The following is a 22,419-nucleotide window of genomic DNA, read 5'->3' as shown; positions in this document are numbered from 1 at the left end:
CCGCAAACCAGCCATTTGCATACGTATTCAGCCAAATTCAGTTAGCAGTCATCCCTTTAAAACGTCACTGTCAGGCGCTGGTTCATGGTGTACGGCATGGTTACCGACAACAGGCGTGCTTCGTTGTCCCAGTGTGTCTTATGCTGTTCAGGCTGCAGCGTATCCATGGCCTGTGGCATCGCGGTCAGACCATGAATTATCCATACCAGAGACCGTGCGTCAGGCATGCCGGCATAATCGCCATAGCCCTTTGCCTCAAGGGTGACACTGGATTCTGAGGCAGTAAGGGAAAAATCGATACGATGACGTTGCTGACTGACACTAAGACCATCATCTTCAACATACTGAAAGGCGGTTTCGGCCGGAAGACCAGAATCATCTATCCAGACGTGAACCTCAAGGCGCGAAAAATCCGCCTCCTGCGTGGTATTTGCCGGTGAAATCATTGGCACGATGGCACCGCGGCGAATAAAAACCGGCGTCGTCGTATCGTCAACCGGCATCATGACAGTTTTCCCGCCGTCAATACGTTTATCACTATCACGGACAAACCAGATCCCGTCGGGCAATGCCACAGGCCAGTTTGTTACATCTGGCCGTGTGACCGGCGATACCAGATAAAACGGCCCCCAGTAAAAGCTGCTGGCATCGTTAAACCAGTCGGCACCGGTATGATAAAAACTGAGTGGCCGCATCAGGGACAGACCGGTTTCGCTGTTGTGCACCATCAGTGAATAGTTATACGGGAGTAACGCGTAGCGACGGTTGATAATGTCACGCGCAGCCGCTTTCACCGCATCAGAATGAAACACCGGCTCAGGAGCAATGTCTTCCTGAGCATGAGGGCGGAAAACCGGCTGAAATTCGCCCAGTTGCAGCCAGCGTAAATACAGTTGCGGATCAAATGCATCACCGCCGGCAAACCCACCCAGATCACTGTGCGTATAGGCCAGGCCAAACAGGCTCATCTGCAGTGCCAGTTCCACCTGAGGCTGTAAACCGCCCCAACTGCGACTGACATCACCGGTCCAGGGGATCATGCCGTACCGCTGCGAGCCGAGAAAGCCTGAACGCATGAGCAGGAACGGTCGTTTACCTGGTGCCACGTCGCGCTGTACAGACTGCACCAGCGCGGCCCATTCATGACCGTAGGCATTGTGTACCAGATCGGCACCGACCCGCTGTCCGGTCACCTCGTGCATCAATTCTGCCGGGTGTACCTCAGGTTCGCCCAAATCTCCCCAGATGCCGGCCACGCCTTGTGACAATAACCGCGTATACTGTGCAGCAAACCAGGCCTTACCCTTATCACTGAAAACATCAATAAGACCGGTATGACCGAAAAAGAAATCATAGGTTTTTACATTACCGTGACTGTCTGTTGCCAGTGCACCTGCCGTCGACGCGTCGGTAAAGGTAGATGAGGTTGTCAGCACAAAGGGTTCGGTGATCAGTACCGTGTTGATATTGTTATCCCGTAACGTTGCAATCATGTCATCCGGGTCGGGAAAGGCCTCGCGGTCCCAGTCGAGGTTACCCATGTGCCCTTTTACATCCTTACCGAACCAGTAAAGATCCAGCACCACGGTGTCCAGCGGTATCCCGGCCTGACCGAACAGTGCAACGGTGTCCATCACTTCCTGCTGGGTATGGTAGCCAAAGCGGGAGGCGAAATTTCCCAGCGTCCAGCGCGGAGGTAAGGGCTGAAGACCGGTAAGGCGGACGGTGTTGGTGGCAACATGACGGGTGTTTTCTCCCAGCGTTACCAGATACGATGCCCGTCCGCCTGTCGCAGAGAAGGTCAGCGTTTCAGCCTGTGTCATACCGGTATCCAGCATGCCTCTGGCAGTATTATCAAATAAAATGGCGTAGTGCCTTGATGAGAGAACAGCCGGTAAAGAGTAGTACATCTGCTGTGATGACGTGCTGTAGCCATAATGCGCCTGGTTATAGAGCGGAAGCCGCTGTCCCCGCCTATCCATCCCGACGACACGCTGACCGCCACCATAAAGCTGTTCATCCGCCGTCAGGTCAAATGAAAACGCCACCGCACCGTCGTCGCCAATACCGCCGTCAGTCTGACGTGTAATCAATGTCCCGTTGTAATAAAAGCTAAGCTGAAAGGGTGCATAAGAAACATCAACACGCACCTGCTGACGGGATAATGTCAGGCCCTCTTTAAGCGAAGCGGAGTGAAATGGCTGAGTCTCGCTATTTATTGGTAGCGCCATGGACGCCATTGTCTTGCGTTCAGGCTGTTCATAGGTTACCGCCACACTCAGTGGCTGCATAAACTCAACTGTTACAGTCTGACCGTTATCCAGAGTCAGCCTCGTCTGCCGTTCAGAGACTGCAGTTTGGGTAACCGTTGCGCAAAAACCGGTATAACTGAAAAGGATTAAGAAGACGACGGCAACAGATTGCAGCACGGACTGATTAAAATTCATAAATGGCCGCCTCCATGCCTGGCAGACTGACTTCCAGCGTCATTGTGTCGCTGTCATCACCATCAAGCCAACGCAGACTGACACCGGACTCCGGCGTCAACAGCGGTGTAAACACTGTCGAACCGGTTACGCGTAACGCTCCTAGAATGTCTGTTGAGAGCACGATTTTCATTGCCTTCACGGGTGTCGGAGAGAAATTGGCCATGACCAGTAAGCGTTTATCACCCTCTGTCCTGACAAACGCCAGTTGCGCTTCAGAATAACTGCTATTTCCTGCCAGGCTGTCTTCGTGCAGCGGGATTAACGTTCCCGTAACAGCGGGATGTAAGGCGGCGATATTGAGCAGGCCGACATAAAACCTGCGCAATGCGTTTTCCTCAGTGCTTAGCGCCCCACCGTCAAACTTGCCGCCATTCATCCAGCGCTGATGGGCGGGGACACCCGCATAGTCAAAAATCGTGGTGCGGGTTGGGTCGCCAAACCCCATATCCTCACTGGCGTCTTCACCGACTTCCTGACCAAAATACAGCATGATGGGGGAAGGACTGATAAGTGCCGACACGGCCATTGCCGGCTTGCCCATGCGCGCGTCACCGGCAAATGCGTCACTGGCGATGCGCTGCTCATCATGGTTTTCCAGAAAATGGAGCATCGCAGGTGCAATATCGCTCACCCTGGCATGGGAGGTCAGTAACTCCGATACCGTCTGACGGCCCTGCATAACGCCTTTCAGCGTGTCGTAAAAGCCCACTTTGTCGTACAGGTAATCCATTTTTCCGCGCTGAAGATAATCTCGGTAAAGCTGAGGCTGGTAAACCTCGGCAAGCAGAAAAGCATCCGGGCTCTTTTGTTTTATCGCACTGTTCAGGAACGACCAGAATTCGACCGGAACCATTTCGGCCATGTCGAAACGAAAGCCGTCGACACCGCGATCCAGCCAGTAAAAGGCGATATCACGAAACTTATACCACGAGTCAGGCAGGGTTTTGCCCGCCCAGAATTCAACATGGGCCTCAACAGGCAGGCCGGCATACTCTTCGGGCAGCAGTGGAAAGTCGTAATGACCATCAGGCCGCACGCCATAGTTAATTTTGACAGTTTCATACCAGTCATACTCTGACGGACTGGCGGAACGCGCCCCGTTGCCGGTCCATTTGGCAGGGTCTTCTTCAAACTTACCATCAGCCAGCGGATGAGGGTCTCCGCCTAGCACAGGCGTCTGTTCAGATCCCGGTACGGTCAACGCCTCACCGGGTACATAATAAAAGTTGTTGTCGCGCGCGTACGCTACACTGGTGTCATCTCCTGCACCAAAATCCTGTATACCTGCCGGCGCGGCCAGTGACTCATAGCGACGGGCGACATGGTTAGGCACGATATCAATGATGACTTTCATACCGTGGGCATGGGTGCGCTCAACCAGCGCGTCAAACTCTTCCAGACGACGAGCAGGATCAACCGCTAAATCCGGGTTTACACTGTAATAATCTTTTACTGCATACGGCGAGCCTGCCCGCCCTTTAACCACGTCAGGATCGTCCTGGCTGATACCAAACCTGGTGTAGTCCGTAACCACAGCGTGATGCGGCACACCGGTATACCAGATATGTGTGACGCCCATCTCACGAATGGCCGCTAACGCTGTATCGGTAAAGTCATTGAATTTCCCGACGCCATTTTCTTCAAGAGTGCCCCACGGTTTATTGGTGGTATTGGTATTACCGAAAAGGCGGGTAAACACCTGATAAACAACCGGCTTCCCTGCCCCGACATGCGGCTTGTTATTGTGAGGTGCGATACCGGAGTCGGCCTGGCCGGACGGCTCAGTCACGGGAAAACACGCTGTGATAGTGAGGGCCGAAACGGCCAGTGCAATCGCGGTTGGACTTCTGAGAAATGAAGCTAGATGTCGCATACAGGCTATCCTTCAGTAACGATGGCGCCAGCATAGCGGTTAACAATTTGTTAAGGAAGTTGCATACGTATTCAGAAAACATGGCAAACATCACACCATGTGATCAGTCGCCTTATCAGGCGGCGTGACGGGAGCCGTCTCTGATCACAATGCGTGCAGTTTCTGACTGGGTCATTTGTTTCAGTAAACGTTGCTGAAACACCCGCATGGTCGGCGAAATGTCACTGACCAGCTGGTCAGGGACAATCGAGTACGCTGCCCGTTTGCCATGGTAGTCCATGGTACTGCCCAATTGTCTGAAGCGGATCCCGATAAACGACATACTTCTGGCAAGGCGCGGCTCCATCATCACATAAGCGTGCTTAACCTTATTATTCAGACAGATTGAGGTGGCCATCAGATACAGGGCAACTGACAACAATGATGACGCCTGGCCTGCAGAGGGGATATCATTGCTATCGAGTGCAGTAGACGGACGAAAAACGCGGCGAAACCTTTTGGGTACCGCCAGTCGTGAGACTTCAGCAATGTCTTTACGACGGTGTTGAGACGGTGCATTGTCTGCACCGGCGATCGCTGCCTTACAGTTTTGCTCAAGTGGCAACAGCGCGTCATCATCGCGTGGCAGCACAACGCGAATGGTGCCGGCGCACTCGCCGCTGGCAATATGCGTGATATAGCAACTCACTGAATAGGCATCATACTCATCGGTTTCCAGTCCATCCTGATTGACAGCTTCATAACCGAGTTCTTCACAGTAAACCTGGTGACGCGCACGAAAACAGTGACGTCGTGCGGTGTCAGACACGGCCACGCTGACGGCGAAATGATCAAAAAAGTTGCTTACCAGAATGTCGACCGGCGTCGGTTCTGGTTTACGAACAAATGAACGCATAGCCTTACGCAACCAGTGCGGATAAAATCGCTGAAGACGATGCATTGTATTTAGAAAACGTTTTTTCAATCCAAACCCCTGACATAGGAATTAATCAATAAATTATTCACTGTCCGTGTGGGCCTTGGAAGACGGATCCGACGGGATCCCAAGACAGGATCTAAACCTTGCACTACTTTATCGGCAGAGTAAACCTATCTTTAGACTAATTTTTTAAATTTCCCCATAAACGATCCGCCGCAGCCGGATCATCGCCGTGCGTTGTTATTATTGTCCCTGCTCTGCCTGATCACGGCATTATTGTGCACAAAATCTGATTTACTCAGGCGGTCATACAATACGACGTTAACCGTTGCAGCCAGATTCATACAAGACCGCGTAGGAACATAAACCACATCGTCACACTGACGAAGAATATCATCACCGATGCTGCCATCTTCAGGACCAAGAATGTACATTGCGTTTGCGGGATGGGTGTAATGAGGAAGCGGTGTGGCATCTTCCACCAGCTCAATTGCTACGCGGCGGGCCGATGACGGCGCCATTTCAAACAGATCATCCACACCAATGGTCGGGATCTGGCGATGGAATGCTTTGGTATCAGCATTAAATTCTTTGGCATAACGGTAGCGCTGACCGGTATAGAGCACCGTATCAACGCCATAACAGCCGGCGGCCCTCAGGATACCGGCTACATTCACTGCGGATTTTGGGTTAATCAGTCCCAGGGTAATCGTCTGCTTAGCGGACATTATCAGATCCTGCTCACTTCATACTCGTCTGCACGCCACAAAATGGCGTACTTTTACGGGCTGCAAACCTTACCTGATTATGCCGGTTAACGACAATAAAAATACCCGGACCGCCTGACTTTTCAGTCCAGAAGTCTTTCTTCAAGCAGACCGTCAACCAGGTCTGATAACTGATGTCTGTTTATCAGTGATACCGCCTTTTCGATATCCGGCGCGAAATACCGGTCTTTATCGTAAAACGGAACATGCTGTCGCAGCAGATCATGGACCTGGCGAAGCGGTGCACTTGTCATCAGCGGTTTTCTGAAATCAATGCCCTGCGCTGATGCCAGCCACTCAATGGCCAGAATGCCTGCAACATTGTCGAAAATATCCTTCAGCCGGCGGCCTGCAAACGTCGCCATGGAGACATGATCTTCCTGATTCGCCGACGTGGGTAACGAGTCAATCGACGCGGGATGAGCCAGCGTTTTGTTCTCGCTGGCCAGCGCCGCGCAGGTTACCTGGGCAATCATAAACCCTGAATTTACCCCGCCGTTATCAACCAGAAATGGCGGCAGACCACTCAGATTGGAATCAATCAGCAGCGCCATCCTGCGCTCCGACAGGGCTCCGACCTCTGACAGAGCGATAGCCAGCATATCGGCTGCCATGGCGACGGCTTCGGCGTGGAAGTTTCCGCCCGACAAAATCTCGTTATCATCACAAAAGACCAGCGGGTTGTCCGACACACCATTCGCTTCAGTGACCAGGGTCTGCGCGGCATAACGGCATTGCTGCAGACACGCGCCCAGTACCTGCGGCTGACAGCGTAGGGAATAGGGATCCTGTACTTTTTCGCAGCCGGCATGAGACTGACCGAGTTCAGACTCGGCCAGCAGTGCACGGAAACCTTTTGCGATGTCAGACTGCGCAGCATGGCCGCGAACCGCGTGAATACGCGCATCAAACGGCACGCGAGATCCCAGCGCCGCCTCAACACTCAACCCGCCAATCGCCAGGCTGCTGTTAAGCGCATTTTCAGTCATAAATAACCCTTCAAGCGCAAAGGCGGTGGATGCCTGGGTGCCATTAAGCAAAGCCAGTCCTTCTTTTGGCGCCAGCGCAATGGGCGAAAGTCCTGCGTGTTTCAGGCCGTGTGCTGCCGACTGACGCTTGCCATCAATCAGCACCTCACCCTCACCCAGCAGCACGGCACTCATGTGCGCCAACGGTGCCAGATCGCCCGACGCACCGACGGATCCTTTTTGAGGGATGGCAGGCCACACCTGATGGTTATACAGGGTTATCAGGGCGTCAATCACCTCTGCGCGAATACCGGAAAAGCCCCGTGCCAGTGAATTAATTTTCAGCAGCATCAGCAAACGGACGGTAGACGGGGCCATAAATTCCCCAATACCGGCCGCGTGGGACAACACAATACTGCGCTGCAGCAGCTCCAGTTCATCCTCATTTATGCGGGTATTGGCAAGCAACCCGAAGCCGGTATTGATACCGTAAACGGTTCGCCCCTGACTCAGCACGTCACGAACAGTCTGAGCAGCGGCATGAATGTCTGCGTAAGCGGAGTCTGCCAGCCTGATTGGCTGGTGCTGACGAAAACAGGCACGTAAATCATGCAGCGTCAGGCTTCCGGGTATCAGTTCAAAGCTGGCAGTCATCAGGCTTTACCTCCGGTAATCATCGGCAAGTCGAGACCATGCTCGCGGGCGCAATCTTTGGCAATGTCGTAACCGGCATCCGCGTGGCGCATCACACCGGTTGCCGGATCGTTGTGCAGTACGCGCGCGATACGGGCATCCGCCTCTTCACTGCCATCACAGACAATCACCACACCGGAATGCTGACTGAAGCCCATACCGACACCGCCACCGTGGTGAAGCGACACCCAGGTAGCACCACCGGCGGTGTTCAGCATAGCGTTCAGCAGCGGCCAGTCAGAGACTGCATCAGACCCATCGAGCATGGCTTCCGTTTCACGGTTAGGAGACGCAACCGAACCGGAATCGAGATGATCGCGACCGATGACTACCGGCGCCGACAGTTCACCGTTTCGCACCATTTCATTGAATGCCAGCCCAAGTTTCTGTCGTTCGCCCAGCCCGACCCAGCAAATCCGCGCCGGCAGGCCCTGAAAAGCAATACGTTCTCTGGCCATATCCAGCCAGTTATGCAGATGCGGATTGTCGGGGATTAACTCTTTGACTTTCTGGTCTGTTTTATAAATATCTTCCGGATCGCCTGACAGTGCGGCCCAGCGGAACGGGCCTATGCCCTGACAAAATAGCGGACGAATGTAAGCAGGTACAAAACCTGGGAAATCAAACGCGTGCTCTACCCCTTCTTCCAGCGCCATCTGACGAATATTGTTACCGTAATCGAGGGTCGCGGCACCGGCCTGCATAAACCCGAGCATGGCTTTAACCTGAATCGCCATCGACGCCTTGGCGGCATGCACGACGCCTTTCTCGTCATCCAGACGCGCCTGTTTCGCTTTTTCCATGGTCCAGCCTTTTGGCAGATACCCGTTGAGTGGATCATGGGCACTGGTCTGGTCGGTAACCACATCAGGAATGATCCCGCGCGCCAGTAACTCAGGGAACACATCAGCGGCATTGCCCAGCAGACCAACAGAGACCGCCTCACCGCGGGCTTTTGCCTCGTCGATGATAGCCAGCGCCTCATCAATACTGGTGGCTTTTTTATCGACGTAACCGGTTTTTAAGCGAAAATCGATACGGCTCTCATCGACCTCTACCGCAATCATTGAGAACCCGGCCATGGTCGCCGCCAGCGGCTGTGCACCGCCCATACCACCCAGACCACCGGTCAGGATCCAGCGTCCTTTGGCGTCTCCCTCAAAATGCGTTTTCGCAACACTGACAAAGGTCTCATAGGTACCCTGCACGATGCCCTGTGAGCCGATGTAGATCCACGAGCCTGCCGTCATCTGGCCATACATCATCAGCCCCTTGCGGTCGAGCTCGTTAAAGTGTTCCCAGGTTGCCCAGTGCGGCACCAGGTTAGAATTCGCGATGAGCACCCGCGGCGCATCAGGATGGGTCGGGAACACCCCGACCGGCTTACCCGACTGGATCAGCAGTGTCTGATCATCCTCCAGGCGTTTCAGCACATCGACAATGGTGTCAAACGCTTCCCAGCTTCGTGCGGCACGGCCAATTCCACCGTAAACCACCAGTGCATCAGGATGCTCTGCCACTTCAGGGTCGAGGTTGTTCATCAGCATCCGTAACGGCGCCTCGGTCAGCCAGCTTTTGGCATTCAGCTTAGCGCCACGCGGGGCGGTAATATGACGTGTAGGGTCCAGTCGGTTCATTATTATTCTCCAGCGGTTGGGTTTCCGAACGCGAGGTGATCGCCCAGGCGATAGCGATTGCCCGGGTGCATCAGTGTGGCAACACTGACAATACCTCTGGCAGAAAATGTGCGTCGGTTTATTTTCAGACAGGGTGTGCCTGGTTCAATATCTAATGCCCTGACGATAGACTCGTCAGGTAAAACAGCTTCTACAATGTGATCGGCCTCGGTTAGCGGCGCAACCCGGCTCAGATAGCGGTTGGCGGTAATGCGGGTAAAGTCCTGCTTCAGGTAATCGGGTGCCCAGCGGGGATTGACCCAGCGCACTTCGTGCTGCAGCGGCACAGCATTGTCATAGTGCACCATCGAGGTATAAAACAGCGGTGTTTCAGTCTCCACTCCCATCCACTGGGCCACATCAGCAGTCGCTTTACGGCTTTCCTGTGACAGCACCTGACAGGCGTACTGATGACCGCGCGCAGCTATCTCGTCCTGGATCCCACGTATGGTCAGCATCGAGCTCATCGGCCTTGAGTCTGAAACGAAGGTACCTACCCCCTGAGTTCGGGCCAGGATCCCCTCGCTAACCAGCTCACTCAGCGCCCGTCGCGCCGTCATACGACTGACGCCGAAACGCTCAGCCAGCTGATTTTCAGAGCCGACCTGCTCTCCCGGCTTTAGCCTGCCATGCTCAATATCATCAAGCAGTGCCGATTTAATTGCGACAAAACGCGGTTGCATACGCACTTCCCTTTTATCCGATGCAGTTATGCTAATCTGTTTAACTTGTATATACAAGTATAGAGAAGTAGACTGGTTGCATCATTTATCCGTTAATGTTTGTTATGTCAGACCTGCTTATTACCCATGCCAGAATTGCCTCCATGCAATCTACCGAGAGGCCCTATGGCGAACTTACCGATACCGATATACGTATTCAACATGGCGTCATCACAGAGCTCGGCTGCGACCTTGAACCTGAAAATAATGAGACGGTGATTGATGCAGCGGGCCGGTGGTGTCTGCCGGGTTTTGTTGACTGCCATACGCATCTTGTTTATGGCGGCGATCGCAGCAATGAGTTTGCCCTGCGTCTGGAAGGCGTCAGTTATCAGCAAATCAGCGAACAGGGTGGCGGCATAAAAAGTACTGTACGAGCCACCCGGACAGCCGATGACACCACCCTGTACAAGGCCTCATTACGTCGGCTTAAGCGACTGGCCGAGGAAGGCGTAACAACGGTAGAAATTAAGTCGGGTTACGGACTGGATAAGGACACTGAATTACGTCAGCTGGCGGTGGCAGACAAGCTTGCCAAGGAGACCGGACTGAGCATAGTGAAAACCTATCTTGGCGCACACGCACTGCCGCCTGACACCACGATGGATGCTGACGAATACATTGATTTTGTCTGCCAGACCATGCTCCCTTACATTGCTGAGCACAAACTGGCACAGGCGGTAGACGTGTTTTGCGAAAATGTCGGGTTTACCCTGGCGCAGACAGAACGCGTATTCACCGCTGCCTCGCACGCGGGTCTTTGTGTAAAAGGCCATGTTGAACAGCTCAGTGACAGCAAGGGTGCAGCACTGGCGGCCCGCTTTAATGCGCTTTCGGTCGATCATATCGAATACCTGGCGGACAGTGATGTCCCGCTGCTGGCACAATCCGGCACTGTCGCGGTGTTACTGCCCGGCGCATTTTACTATCTTAAAGAAACCATGCGCCCGCCCGTGGCGGCGCTGCGTAAACATGCGGTTCCCATGGCGGTTGCCACTGACCTGAATCCGGGGACGTCACCGGTTGCATCGTTACTCACCTGTGCCAATATGGCGTGTGTTCTGTTTGGACTGACAACAGAAGAAGCGTTACGCGGCATCACAGTAAACGCAGCAAAGGCGCTGGGACTTACCGATAGAGGCGAAATTCGCGCGGGTATGCGGGCAGATATTACACTCTGGGATATACCCGGCCCACAGGCGCTGGTCTACGAGATGAACGGTTTCAGACCTGACTATATTATTGCAGGAGGACATCATGTCGCTTAACGAGTTATGGCAGGGCCGCACCGACAGTGAGGACGGCGTCGCAGGCCATCGCTGGCATCAGCGCGTCGTATTTGATGATAATGTTGAGGCCGGTGACACCGTCATTGTGGGTTATCCGAATGACAGTGGCGTGGCTGCAAACAAGGGCAGAACCGGCGCGTCCGGGGGGCCTAACGCACTGCGTCAGGCCATGGCTCCGCTCCCTTTCACACTAACAGGTGCGCTGCGCGACACCGGTGACAGTGAACTTCATCCGGCGCTGCCACTAACCCAGCGCGCTTACCGTGATAAAGCTGCGCCATACCTGCGCGCCGGTGGCCATGTGCTTGGTCTCGGTGGCGGCCATGACATCGCGTGGGCGAGCTGGCAGTCGCTGCATCAGGCGTTTGGAGATGCCCGCATTGGTATTATTAATCTGGATGCGCATCTTGATCTTCGCCGCTGCGATGAAGTCACATCATCGGGCACACCATTTCGCCAGATTGCCGAATACAGTCAGCAGCACGGAATGGATTTTCACTATGCGTGTCTGGGGGTGTCAGCTGCATCGAATACCCCGGCCCTGTTTGATTACGCCGCAAAAACCAACACCATCATTGTGCAGGACATTGCTTTTTCGGCATCACAGTGCGCACAGGCGGTAATGCCCCTGCTTGAGGCTGTCGATACACTCTACGTGACAATATGTATGGACGCGTTTCCTGCCGCCAGTGCGCCCGGTGTGAGCGCTCCTGCTGCTATTGGTATCAGCCCGGCAGAATCAATCGCATTTCTGCGCTGGTTGTCAGATGAAACCCGTCAACGGCAGGTAAGCTGGTGCCTGTCCGATATTGCAGAGCTTAACCCGGTCTTTGACAAGCAGGCCAAGACTGCACGACTTGCCGCGCGAATGGCGTTCGAACTGGCTCATGCCATGCACGGCTGAACGTTGATCCGGCAAAAAAAAACCGCTCAAATGAGCGGCTTTTTATCAGGTCTGATTATTTTTCAATGACCGTAATCGTCGGCGCTCCGGCATCCGGTCCTTCGACACGGAATTCGTAGGTGCCGGCAGGTACATCAATCAGCAGGTTGTTGTTGCTGGTCCCCAGTACTTTGGCTTCACCCGGCACCACTTCATTGCTGGCCGCGCCATCGGGATTACCCAGGTTAACCGTAGACCAGTCTTCCGATGCCACCTTGAATTCGGTAGGTTCACCGTCGAGGTCAATATCCACCGAGTAGACACCGCCACCCAGATAGGTCAGCGCATCGGTTGTACCCCACCCGTTCATGCCGCCGCGCAGGAAGACCGGTGTTGCACCAAAGAAGGCCTCTTTGAACACCCGAATTTTCGGCTCTTCCAGCGTAGTGACATCAAAGATGAACACGTACGTTTCCTCGTCTGTAATATCCAGGATCAGGTTACTGCCACCAGTCGCAAGGTAAGTATCCTCGCCCAGTATGACCGTCCGGTCTGAGGTATCACCCGATACGGCGCCAAGGTCAACCGTTGACCAGTCTGCACTGGCAACTTTGAACTCGTAGCTTCCCGGTGACAGATTGAGTGACGTTGAGTACAGTCTGCCACCGTCATAGCCAAGTTCATTGTCAGTGCCCCAGCCGTTGAATGCACCACGCACATACACCGGTGTTCCGACGAACGGCTCTTCGTTTTCAACGGTCAGTACCGGTGTATCGGTATCGCTTGCATCCAGAGTAAACAGGTACGTCGCGTCTGCCGACGGTGTGAAAGCAAGATTATTATTACTGGTAGCCAGTACTTTCTCTTCGCCCTCCGTAACCGCAGACGAATCACCATCCGGCGCACCCAGATTCACTGTGGACCAGTCTTCTGACGCCAGCTTGAATTCATACGTCGTTCCCGCGGTCAGGGCAACCGCCACCTGATAAATGCCCGCGCCTTTATACGTGGTGGGATTCGCCGTGCCCCACTCATTCATCGCGCCTCGCAGATACACTGTGGTATCACCATAAGGTACAACGTCTGGTGCACTGGCAGTCGCATAGGCAGATAAACCGTAGCCCTGCGCCCCCATCTGCGGCTTCACGAACACGGCCATGGTCAGTGCCGGGACGGTAAACGTACCGTTCCCTTCATCGTCGCCTGTACCTTCGGTGAAATAGGCGCCACGAACGGTCGGATCAACCGAGTTCATGTGGGTCATATGAAGTTCAAAGCCTGTCGCGGTATTCACCGTAATCGACTTCTCTTCATAGCCGGTGTTTACCACCACCATGATCGCGTCGTTCATCGGGTCGATATCGTCGAGCACGACGTCAGAATCCGGCGTGATCCCGTCATCAATGCTCATTGCTATCAGGCCCGCCTGCTGACGACGACCAAGGTTGTGGAAACCTACCCGGTCGATGATCGCCTGCATGGTGGTCAGTCTGAACAGTGGGCTGTCACGACGAATGCTCAGGAATTCATTGAACACCGACGAGGCAAACTCTATCTCGGTCATCGCCGCTGCACGCTCAGGCGTAGCGAAATACTGACTCATCTCTCTCCAGCGAGATCCATTGTCCTGCTCTAGCGGCAGACCGACATTCCAGTTGTTGGTTTCATACGTAAAGTCTACGTAGTTGAACCAGTCTCCGGCATCGTAAGAGTTACGATCCATCGACTTGGAACGCAGCATATCGCCTCCCATCTGCAGGAAAGGGATACCCTGGGACATCACCGGAATACTGATACCGATATTCTGTGCACGCACACGCTCATGCAGTGACAGATCTTTGGGTAACGTATAGTTGAACTGGTCCCAAAGGCTTTCATTATCGTGTTTTGACACATAGTTAATAATGTCAGCCGGATCAGTCGCATAACCACCCAGTGAGCTGGTTGTGGTGGCTGTGCCACCAGAGGTTTCCAGGACATAGTCAGTCAGCGTACCGGCCATACCCATTTTGACCCGATCCTGGGCATTCAGCAGTCCTTCACTGTCAGGGTTAAATAGTTCACCCTGACGCACCGCCTCGCGAATACGGTCGTTGAATGTACCAATCTGGGTCCCCGCCATATTCGGCTGATTCGCCTGCTCATAACCACGATCGATTCGTGTCCAGCCTTCACCGTAGAAGTAGTTATCCGGGTCAATAGCCTGAATCGCATCGCGCAGACGAAGCATGGTAGATTTGCTCGCCTGACTCATAATGTCGAAACGGAATGCATCGTACTTATAATGCTCGGTCCACAGTGTCAGTGAGTCCAGCATCAGCTTTTCCATCATGACATTGCGCGGTTCCGTATCATCACAACAGGTCTCACGAACAATCGCGCCGGTATCGACTTCATAGCGGTGGTAATAACCCGGCACCACTTTATCGAGTACCGATTTAGGGAAGATACCTGATGCATTGGTGTGGTTAAACACCACATCCAGTGCAACACGCAAGCCCATGTCATGCAGCGCTTTTACCATCGCACGCATTTCAACAATGCGCTCTACGCCTTCCGCACTGGATGCGTAGCTGCCCTCCGGTGCATTGAAATGATGCGGATCATAGCCCCAGTTAAAGGTGTCAACGCCACGAAGATCGTTGGTCAGTTGCTGTGCTTTTGCCGGATCGGCAACCGGATCATAGCTGGTGTAGACATCAATTAGTCGTGCTGACGCGTCCTCTTCGCTGCACACCATCGCATCGCGGTTAAGACGACACAAATCAGCAACCGTATCGTATAAATCAACGGTGTTCGCCGGATCCTCATCAATGGTTGCAATGTCATTTGCAGGCAGAACATGGAAAAGATTCACCCCTGCCTCGACCAGTTTCTGCAGATGCATCACCGGCGCGGTACCTTCTTCGGTGAAGGCAAGGTATTTACCCCGGTTAGCTTCTGAGGTAGAGGCATCCCGCGCACTAAAGTCACGGATGTGCCCTTCATAGATCACCGCATCTTCGGCGTTTTCAATGGTCGGTACCTCATGAGAGTCCCAGCCTTCCGGCTTCAGATCGTCATCACTGAGATTAACAAACCGGGAGAAACGTCCGTTGGTCGACAATGACACCGAATAAGGATCGGTCACTTCAAAGGTCTGGATATCGCCCGTTGTCGGGTGATAGACCGTCACTTCGTAGCGATACAGCACGCGATCAAGCTCGTCTCCACCGGAATAGGTCCAGACACCTGAGGCATCATCACGCACCATGTCGAAACTGTTCGCATCGGTTTTGTTGTCGTTAAACGTTAACAAACGAACCTGTTGTGCCGTCGGCGCCCAGACGGCCGCGGTAATGCCACTGTCTGTATAGACGGGGCCCAGTACCGCCTCATCGGCGTCCTCCTCAGCCTGTGTGTAAAGCTGATCAATGGCATTGGCCAGCTGAATACCGGTTGCAGCAACCAGCGTACCGTCGCTGTCATAGCCCGCCAGTACTGCCTGTGTCCGCAATACCGCTTTGGCCTCTTCAGCACTCCAGTCTCCCTGCCAGGCTGGCAGACCATTCAGATGCGGCGCAATCGCCTGTTGTTCTTCGGTCAGTTCAACCGAAGCCAGTTCCAGCACCGTACCGTTCAGGCCGTCTTCGAGCGTAGCTTCAAGGTCAGCATCGGCAGAATAATGCAGTTTAACGCTGGCCACGACGTCTGGTGTATCCCATAACAGCGTTGTGGCATCCAGCCAGTGCGCACCGAGTCCCTCAATCTCAACGGGCTGCGGGCCCAGTGACATGATGGGATATTCAAACACATTTTCAACGCCTGACAGCGTAAAGTTCATGCGTGTGAATTTTTCGTCGTCCTGTACCAGTGAGCCGGACCAGTCACGGCCACCCATTTCTTTACCGGCGTCATCGGTACCAATATGGATAATGAAATTATGACAACTGCCATAATTTTCTTTTAAGTCCAGCACCCAGTATGCACCATAGTTCGGATCAATACCGTTTGGCTGACGTCCGTTAGCCCAGTCGGTATCAGCATCGGCATACGCATCACAGGTGTCATTATTCCAGGTGTGCAGTCGCCAGCCGTCATAGGCAGCATCATTAGGACTGTTATCCGCATCCACAGCAGCCCGGTTGTAGTAAAGTACCGCCTGGTTGTCGTCCGGGAAAAACACCGGTTCAGGCAACGTAGGATCGGCACCAACCACACAGGCATCATTGGTTTCATTTGGTACCAGCGGTGCATCGCACTGGATGGGAGGTGGGTCTACGCAACGTTTACCCGATTTATTAGGTACCTGTGGCAAATCACAGGTCAGTAGTTGGTTGGTGCCTGATTCAACATCGCCGCCACCGCAGCCTGTCAGCATCATGACACTAAAGACCAGGGCTATCAGACCCATGGCCCGGTTAGTAGATAACATAGCTCGTCGCTCCTGCTTCAAAGTCGGTAAGGACATTGCGGTTAACGCACTGAATTTATTTAAGATATTCATAATGAGTACGTAACCCCCAGGAAGTATTGCGTTCCGAAGAACTGGATGGTGCCGGTCTGCACTTGCGAACTGAAGTAACTGCGGGTCGGCTCATCGGTCAGGTTGTTAATCTGAAACAGCACGCTCATGTTGTCGTTAATTTCATACGACGCCTGATAGTCAACGACCAGTTCATCGTCGAAGTTCACGGTCTGGTCATTTACCGCCACCTGTTTGGACACAAACGCATCCCTGTAACGACCAGAAATGCGGGTTTCAAACCCTTCCCATTCCCAGAACAGGGTTACTGTCGCGACGTTTTCTGACAAACCTGGCAGGCGGGCAGAAAATACGCCATTGCCGGTTTTACGGGTGACCTCACTCTCGGTGTAGGAGTAACTCGCACTGACACCAAGACCCGCTAGCGGACCAGGGAGCATAGAGTAAATTTGTGTATAGGCAATTTCAGCACCACGGATATAGCCGCCCTCTGCGTTATTAAACGCCGTTTCATAGCGGCCATTAATAGTGGGAACTGTGACCACGACCGGATCGCCGTTACTGTCTCGCGCAAGTTCCGGCTCCTGCCCCTGAAATTCCGCTTCCAGGAATACCGGTACATTGACAGAGTCAGGCACGATAAAACCGTTTCCGGCAAAATCGTACGGCTCGACCCCGACGGTATCGATGAAGGAGTCAATGTCTTTATAGAAACCGGCCACAATCAGTGCTCCGTCGGTTTCTTCAAAGTACCATTCATACGAAATATCGTACTGTGTTGCGTAAAACGGATTCAGATACGGACTGTTAAGCGCCGATCCCGAAATTTCGGCATTCGGGGAAGACAGCGTAATCACGCCGGAATCACGATCCTGTGTGGCCAGAATGGTTTCAACATTGGTTGAGGCGTTTGCAGACAAACGCTCAATGTCAGGCCGGGCCATGACTTTTGCCGCCGCCATCCGCAGTTGCGTATTGTCGGTCAGTTTAAAATTCAGGTTAATTGACGGTAACCAGTCTGAGTATTCATGGACCAACGTGGTTGGCCGGTAAAAATTGTTTATCAGACCCGCTTCATCCGTGATGTTTTGTGCACCAAGCGTCGGATCGCTGATTTCAACCGAGGAGCCGGTCTCCGGATCGGTCAGGAATGTTGTGGCGCGTTGCAGTGTTGTCGCCGCCTGTTTTGATTTGACATAGCGTACACCAATATTCCCGCTGACCGGGATATCGCCAATTTCAGTATCGATGTTGGCCATAAAGTAGGCCGCATTGACGGTTTCAAACACATCACCACTTTGTAGCACCGACCAGGAAGTGTTCGGCCCCGTGCCTGGCCCGTTTATTACGCCTGGCGCGCCCGTACCCCACGTCTGAACAGGCTGTGGAATACCGTTCGGGAACCACGCGTTCAGCGCTTTATCCAGATCGATAGACAGATAGCTTGGGAAGTAAGCGAAGTCACCGGCCCAGTCCACAACCTCAACCATATCGTCGGTCAGACGCAGCGGTGGCTGGCTGGATGAAAAGCCAGAATCACTGCCAAACTCATACACTGAGCGATCATTGGTGTATTCGCGGTCTGAATAGCGGTAGCCAAATTCAAGCGACGAGAACACGGCGGTATCCAGCTGATACTGGAAATCAATTTTATACGCATCCAGTTCATCAGTGTTTTCATAAGGATAAATGCCGTATTTGCTTACCAGAACACGGTCAATGTCAGAAAACGCATCAGCTTGACTGAAGGCCACGTCGGGCAGATTCAGTCCATCCAACAAATAGGAAATCTGCACGTTCTCATCAAACTGTGGGTTTAGCGCACTGGCTTCCTCAGACACCAGCGACCATAACAAGCCGTTGCGGAAGTTTGACTCCGCTTTGGATAATGACACATCAAACTGCACCGACAGATCATCGGTAACCTGCCAGTCTGCGTTAACGCCGTAGCTTTCTACCTGGTCAAAATCCTGATTATCATCGTTCACCAGCTCAACCCGGGTACGGCCATTAGGGATACGGCTGAATGTGCCGCCAATCACATTATTGTTGGCAACAACCGGGTTGGTGACCAGACCATCTTCCAGTTTTACCCGATAACCGCGGGCAAACGCTTCAGAATCAAATTTTGAAATGAACGCGTCTGCTTTTAAGGTGAAATTTTCATGCGGTACCCATTCAATGGTCCCGACGTAACCATCACGTGTTTCCTCCCCACCCTTGTGCTGGATCTCAAACCCTTCACTGGTCAGGATACAGTCAACACAGTCTTCCTGTTCGGTGTAAGCAAAGCCGACAAACTGTGTTGCCACACTGGGCTGATATAATCGAGCATAACCGAGGTTGACCCCGACCGTGTCATCAAGAAATTTGCCCTGGTATGAAAAACTGATACGGTGACCGTATTCTTCTGCGTCAGGAATTTCGTCCGCGCGGTCATTGAACATACCCCGTACGTTAGCGTTAAAGGTATGTTGCTGTTCATTCGCCAACGCACTGGCGGTTCGCAGTTCAACCGTACCGGCAACACCACCTTCTATCAGCGACGCTTTTGGCGACTTATAAACCGCGGCCGAATTAATCAGTTCTGACGGATACTGATCAAACTCAATGGCGCGGGTCCCGCTGGTAGACACCTGCTCTCTGCCGTTAAGCGTTGAGAACACAAACCCGCCGGATAAACCACGGATATTAATCTCTGCGGCCTGCCCGCCTGTTCGGACAGCCGAAATCCCTGGCAATCGTGTCAGGGCATCCGCCATTGAAACATCAGGTAGTCCCCCGAGATCGTCAGCAGAGATTTGTTCTGAAACGGTGTCGCTGAATCGCTTCTGATTCAACGACTGAATAAGGCTGGTACTGAACCCGCGAACTTCGATGCGTTCGATGACTTCTTCCTCTTCGCTGGTGACCTCATTATCCTGAGGTTCCTGTGCATAGAGAGGAGAAGCAAACGCCGTCAGCCCACTGGCAATCAGTGCCGCAGTGATGGTGCTGGGTTTAAACGTTCTCATTGTGTCCCATTCCTTATTATTATGGCGTTATCGACAACCCGACACACATAACGCCTGCTATGGTTCACGGTAGATACTAGCGCTTTGAACGAAAACGCATCAATCGACTGCATACGTATTCATTAACATTCAGCAACATTTTTATTACATGACAGCTTAATGATTAAGCCGGGAAAACTTGAAAAGCCCCCTTAAAGAAATAAACCAAATAACCTCTAGCTTATTGTATTTATGAGTATTTTTATTTTTTCGATAAAAGTTTGAGTGGCAAAAGAAAATTGTGCTTAGTGTAAGAGATATTTAAGTCAACGCTGACGTTGGCATAAACTGCCCATTTAGTTAACAGACTGTTAACTAAATTACACCTGACAGAGGAAATGGTCAGCATCGGTGACATTTTCTGTATGAACAGACTAATTGAGAAGTAATGAGTAAAAATTTAAGAAAGCACTGTGCAATGCCAGCTTTAATGAACCATGGTGTCACCAGGTACTTTAGAGTTAGAGCGCTTTTCTTTTAAAAGCAGCAAAAAAAAACGCCACCCGAAGGTGGCGTTTTCGATTATTTCGGGATGGCTTACCAGCTCGTTGCTTCACGCAGAGCCTTGCCGATGTCAGCCAGTGAACGCACTGTTTTAACACCCGCAGCTTCAAGCGCCGCAAATTTTTCGTCAGCAGTACCTTTACCACCGGCGATGATTGCGCCAGCGTGACCCATACGCTTACCCGGAGGTGCTGTTACACCCGCAATGTAAGACACAACAGGCTTAGTCACGTGCTCTTTGATGAAAGCTGCCGCTTCTTCTTCAGCGGTACCACCAATCTCACCAATCATCACAATGGCTTCAGTCTGTGGGTCTTCCTCGAACAACTTCAGAATGTCGATGAAGTTTGAACCTGGAATAGGATCACCACCGATACCTACACAGGTAGACTGACCGAAACCTTCATCTGTGGTTTGCTTAACCGCTTCGTATGTCAGTGTACCTGAACGGGAAACGATACCCACTTTACCTGGCTTATGGATGTGACCAGGCATGATACCAATCTTACACTCTCCCGGCGTAATCACACCCGGGCAGTTTGGACCGATCATGCGCGCGCCCTTGGCATTCACATATTCTTTCACATACAGCATATCCAGTGTCGGAATACCTTCTGTGATACAGACAACCAGTTCGATACCCGCGTCAACGGCTTCGACGATTGAGTCTTTACAGAAAGGCGCTGGTACGTAAATAACAGAGGCCGTTGCACCGGTTGCTTCAACCGCTTCACGAACGGTATTGAATACAGGCAGACCCAGGTGTTCTGTACCGCCTTTGCCTGGTGTAACACCACCAACCATTTGGGTACCGTAAGCAATCGCCTGCTCAGAGTGGAAAGTACCCTGACCACCGGTAAAACCCTGACAGATAACTTTGGTATCTTTATTAATTAATACTGACATTATTTGCCCTCCGCTGCTGCAACCACTTTCTGCGCTGCATCAGTCAGCGACTCAGCGGCAATGATATCAAGACCTGAATTCGCCAGTACTTCACGGCCAAGTTCCGCGTTAGTACCCTCAAGACGAACAACCACAGGTACGTTTACGCCAACTTCTTTCACGGCGCCAATGATACCTTCAGCAATCATGTCACAACGTACGATACCACCGAAGATGTTTACCAGTACGGCTTTTACGTTGTCATCAGACAGAATGATTTTGAATGCTTCTGCAACACGCTCTTTGGTTGCACCACCACCAACATCCAGGAAGTTAGCAGGCTTGCCACCGTGCAGGTTTACGATATCCATCGTACCCATCGCCAGACCAGCACCGTTAACCATACAACCAACGTTACCGTCCAGTGCGACATAATTCAGTTCCCACTGGGCTGCATGAGCTTCACGCGGATCTTCCTGAGAAGGGTCGTGCATGTCTTTCACTTTAGGCTGACGGTACAGGGCGTTGCTGTCGATACCCACTTTGGCATCCAGACAGTGCAGGTTGCCATCTGTTTTGATAACCAGCGGGTTGATTTCGATCAGCGCAACGTCCAGATCTTCAAACATTTTTGCCAGACCCAGGAAGATCTGAACGAACTGCTTGATTTGTGCACCCTCAAGGCCCAGTTTAAACGCCATTTCGCGTGCCTGATAAGGCTGCGGACCAACAATTGGGTCAATTTCCGCTTTCAGAATTTTCTCTGGCGTTTCTTCAGCAACGGTTTCAATTTCAACACCGCCTTCGGTTGAGGCCATGAACACAACGCGACGGCTGGTACGGTCTACAACCGCACCCAGGTACAGTTCATTTGCAATGTCGGTGCACGATTCAACCAGAATCTTGCTGACCGGCTGACCTTTTTCGTCAGTTTGGAAGGTCACCAGATTTTTGCCCAGCCATTTTTCGGCGAACTCACGGATGTCACTCTTGCTCTTCACAAGCTTAACACCGCCAGCTTTACCGCGACCACCAGCGTGGACCTGGCATTTCACTACCCACTCGTCACCGCCAATGCGGTCTGCAGCTTCTACAGCACCCTGAGGAGTGTCTGCAGCGTATCCTTCAGAAACAGGTAAGCCGTATTCTCTGAATAGCTGCTTACCTTGGTATTCATGCAAATTCATGGTGTTTCTTTCCGATTTTTATTAAGACAAAAGCCGCTTACGCGAC

At 52.6% G+C, this 22,419-nt stretch carries 13 protein-coding genes; 2 read left to right on the top strand and 11 right to left on the bottom strand.

What is annotated here, in order from left to right; genetic code table 11:
- Positions 1-56: 56 nt before the first annotated feature.
- The 7 genes from AB1N33_RS01540 to hutC all read right to left on the bottom strand — a co-directional run bounded on the left by AB1N33_RS01540 (position 57) and on the right by hutC (position 10,068).
- Positions 57-2,447, bottom strand: a complete 2,391-nt coding sequence (locus AB1N33_RS01540) for a TIM-barrel domain-containing protein (RefSeq protein ID WP_411269762.1) — start codon at positions 2,445-2,447, stop codon at positions 57-59.
- The gene (locus AB1N33_RS01535) at positions 2,437-4,362 is read right to left on the bottom strand and encodes an alpha-amylase family protein (RefSeq protein ID WP_411269761.1); all 1,926 of its coding nucleotides are present in this window, start codon (positions 4,360-4,362) and stop codon (positions 2,437-2,439) included. The genes AB1N33_RS01540 and AB1N33_RS01535 overlap by 11 nt, the downstream gene beginning before the upstream one ends.
- Positions 4,363-4,477: 115 nt before the next feature.
- Positions 4,478-5,257: a PEP-CTERM/exosortase system-associated acyltransferase gene (locus AB1N33_RS01530; protein ID WP_411269760.1), complete on the bottom strand. Its 780-nt coding sequence runs from the start codon at positions 5,255-5,257 to the stop codon at positions 4,478-4,480.
- Between the two features lie 248 nt (positions 5,258-5,505).
- Positions 5,506-6,009, bottom strand: a complete 504-nt coding sequence (locus tag AB1N33_RS01525; RefSeq protein ID WP_411269759.1) for an RNA methyltransferase — start codon at positions 6,007-6,009, stop codon at positions 5,506-5,508.
- Positions 6,010-6,131: 122 nt separating this feature from the next.
- The gene (hutH, locus tag AB1N33_RS01520) at positions 6,132-7,670 is read right to left on the bottom strand and encodes a histidine ammonia-lyase (RefSeq protein ID WP_411269758.1); all 1,539 of its coding nucleotides are present in this window, start codon (positions 7,668-7,670) and stop codon (positions 6,132-6,134) included.
- Positions 7,670-9,346, bottom strand: coding sequence for a urocanate hydratase (gene hutU, locus AB1N33_RS01515; RefSeq protein ID WP_411269757.1), 1,677 nt, complete (start codon positions 9,344-9,346; stop codon positions 7,670-7,672). Before hutU ends, hutH begins: the two co-directional genes overlap by 1 nt.
- 2 nt (positions 9,347-9,348) lie before the next feature.
- Positions 9,349-10,068: a histidine utilization transcriptional repressor HutC gene (gene hutC / locus AB1N33_RS01510; protein WP_411269756.1), complete on the bottom strand. Its 720-nt coding sequence runs from the start codon at positions 10,066-10,068 to the stop codon at positions 9,349-9,351.
- A 95-nt stretch (positions 10,069-10,163) separates the two neighbouring features.
- Between hutC and hutI the strand changes: the two genes are divergently transcribed.
- Together hutI and hutG are read left to right on the top strand one after the other, a co-directional pair.
- Positions 10,164-11,375 (top strand): imidazolonepropionase, encoded by a 1,212-nt coding sequence (gene hutI, locus AB1N33_RS01505; RefSeq protein WP_411269755.1) that lies wholly within the window; start codon positions 10,164-10,166, stop codon positions 11,373-11,375.
- Positions 11,365-12,300 carry a formimidoylglutamase gene (gene hutG, locus AB1N33_RS01500; protein WP_411269754.1) on the top strand — a complete coding sequence of 312 codons (936 nt, stop codon included), beginning with the start codon at positions 11,365-11,367 and terminating at the stop codon, positions 12,298-12,300. The genes hutI and hutG overlap by 11 nt, the downstream gene beginning before the upstream one ends.
- A 55-nt stretch (positions 12,301-12,355) precedes the next feature.
- Here the strand turns inward: hutG and AB1N33_RS01495 are convergent, their stop codons facing one another.
- The 4 genes from AB1N33_RS01495 to sucC form a co-directional block, all read right to left on the bottom strand.
- Positions 12,356-16,693 (bottom strand): alpha-1,6-glucosidase domain-containing protein, encoded by a 4,338-nt coding sequence (locus tag AB1N33_RS01495; protein ID WP_411269753.1) that lies wholly within the window; start codon positions 16,691-16,693, stop codon positions 12,356-12,358.
- A 68-nt stretch (positions 16,694-16,761) separates the two neighbouring features.
- Positions 16,762-19,758, bottom strand: coding sequence for a TonB-dependent receptor (locus tag AB1N33_RS01490; RefSeq protein WP_411269752.1), 2,997 nt, complete (start codon positions 19,756-19,758; stop codon positions 16,762-16,764).
- A 576-nt stretch (positions 19,759-20,334) separates the two neighbouring features.
- Positions 20,335-21,207 carry a succinate--CoA ligase subunit alpha gene (gene sucD, locus AB1N33_RS01485; RefSeq protein ID WP_411269751.1) on the bottom strand — a complete coding sequence of 291 codons (873 nt, stop codon included), beginning with the start codon at positions 21,205-21,207 and terminating at the stop codon, positions 20,335-20,337.
- The gene (sucC, locus tag AB1N33_RS01480; RefSeq protein WP_411269750.1) at positions 21,207-22,373 is read right to left on the bottom strand and encodes an ADP-forming succinate--CoA ligase subunit beta; all 1,167 of its coding nucleotides are present in this window, start codon (positions 22,371-22,373) and stop codon (positions 21,207-21,209) included. Before sucC ends, sucD begins: the two co-directional genes overlap by 1 nt.
- Between the last annotated feature and the right edge of the window lie 46 nt (positions 22,374-22,419).

The sequence above is a fragment of the Alteromonas nitratireducens genome, from assembly GCF_040812025.1.
GTDB classification, from domain to species: Bacteria; Pseudomonadota; Gammaproteobacteria; order Enterobacterales; family Alteromonadaceae; genus Alteromonas; species Alteromonas nitratireducens.
Note: the sequence above shows the minus strand (reverse complement) of the source record. Positions and strands in the feature narration are given on the sequence as shown.

What these genes read in the sequence shown, in the direction of transcription:
- AB1N33_RS01540 (WP_411269762.1), bottom strand. Translation starts at nt 2,447, where the DNA reads ATGAATTTTAATCAGTCCGTGCTGCAATCTGTTGCCGTCGTCTTCTTA.
- AB1N33_RS01535 (WP_411269761.1), bottom strand. Translation starts at nt 4,362, where the DNA reads ATGCGACATCTAGCTTCATTTCTCAGAAGTCCAACCGCGATTGCACTG.
- AB1N33_RS01530 (WP_411269760.1), bottom strand. Translation starts at nt 5,257, where the DNA reads ATGCGTTCATTTGTTCGTAAACCAGAACCGACGCCGGTCGACATTCTG.
- AB1N33_RS01525 (WP_411269759.1), bottom strand. Translation starts at nt 6,009, where the DNA reads ATGTCCGCTAAGCAGACGATTACCCTGGGACTGATTAACCCAAAATCC.
- hutH (WP_411269758.1), bottom strand. Translation starts at nt 7,670, where the DNA reads ATGACTGCCAGCTTTGAACTGATACCCGGAAGCCTGACGCTGCATGAT.
- hutU (WP_411269757.1), bottom strand. Translation starts at nt 9,346, where the DNA reads ATGAACCGACTGGACCCTACACGTCATATTACCGCCCCGCGTGGCGCT.
- hutC (WP_411269756.1), bottom strand. Translation starts at nt 10,068, where the DNA reads ATGCAACCGCGTTTTGTCGCAATTAAATCGGCACTGCTTGATGATATT.
- hutI (WP_411269755.1), top strand. Translation starts at nt 10,164, where the DNA reads ATGTTTGTTATGTCAGACCTGCTTATTACCCATGCCAGAATTGCCTCC.
- hutG (WP_411269754.1), top strand. Translation starts at nt 11,365, where the DNA reads ATGTCGCTTAACGAGTTATGGCAGGGCCGCACCGACAGTGAGGACGGC.
- AB1N33_RS01495 (WP_411269753.1), bottom strand. Translation starts at nt 16,693, where the DNA reads ATGTTATCTACTAACCGGGCCATGGGTCTGATAGCCCTGGTCTTTAGT.
- AB1N33_RS01490 (WP_411269752.1), bottom strand. Translation starts at nt 19,758, where the DNA reads ATGAGAACGTTTAAACCCAGCACCATCACTGCGGCACTGATTGCCAGT.
- sucD (WP_411269751.1), bottom strand. Translation starts at nt 21,207, where the DNA reads ATGTCAGTATTAATTAATAAAGATACCAAAGTTATCTGTCAGGGTTTT.
- sucC (WP_411269750.1), bottom strand. Translation starts at nt 22,373, where the DNA reads ATGAATTTGCATGAATACCAAGGTAAGCAGCTATTCAGAGAATACGGC.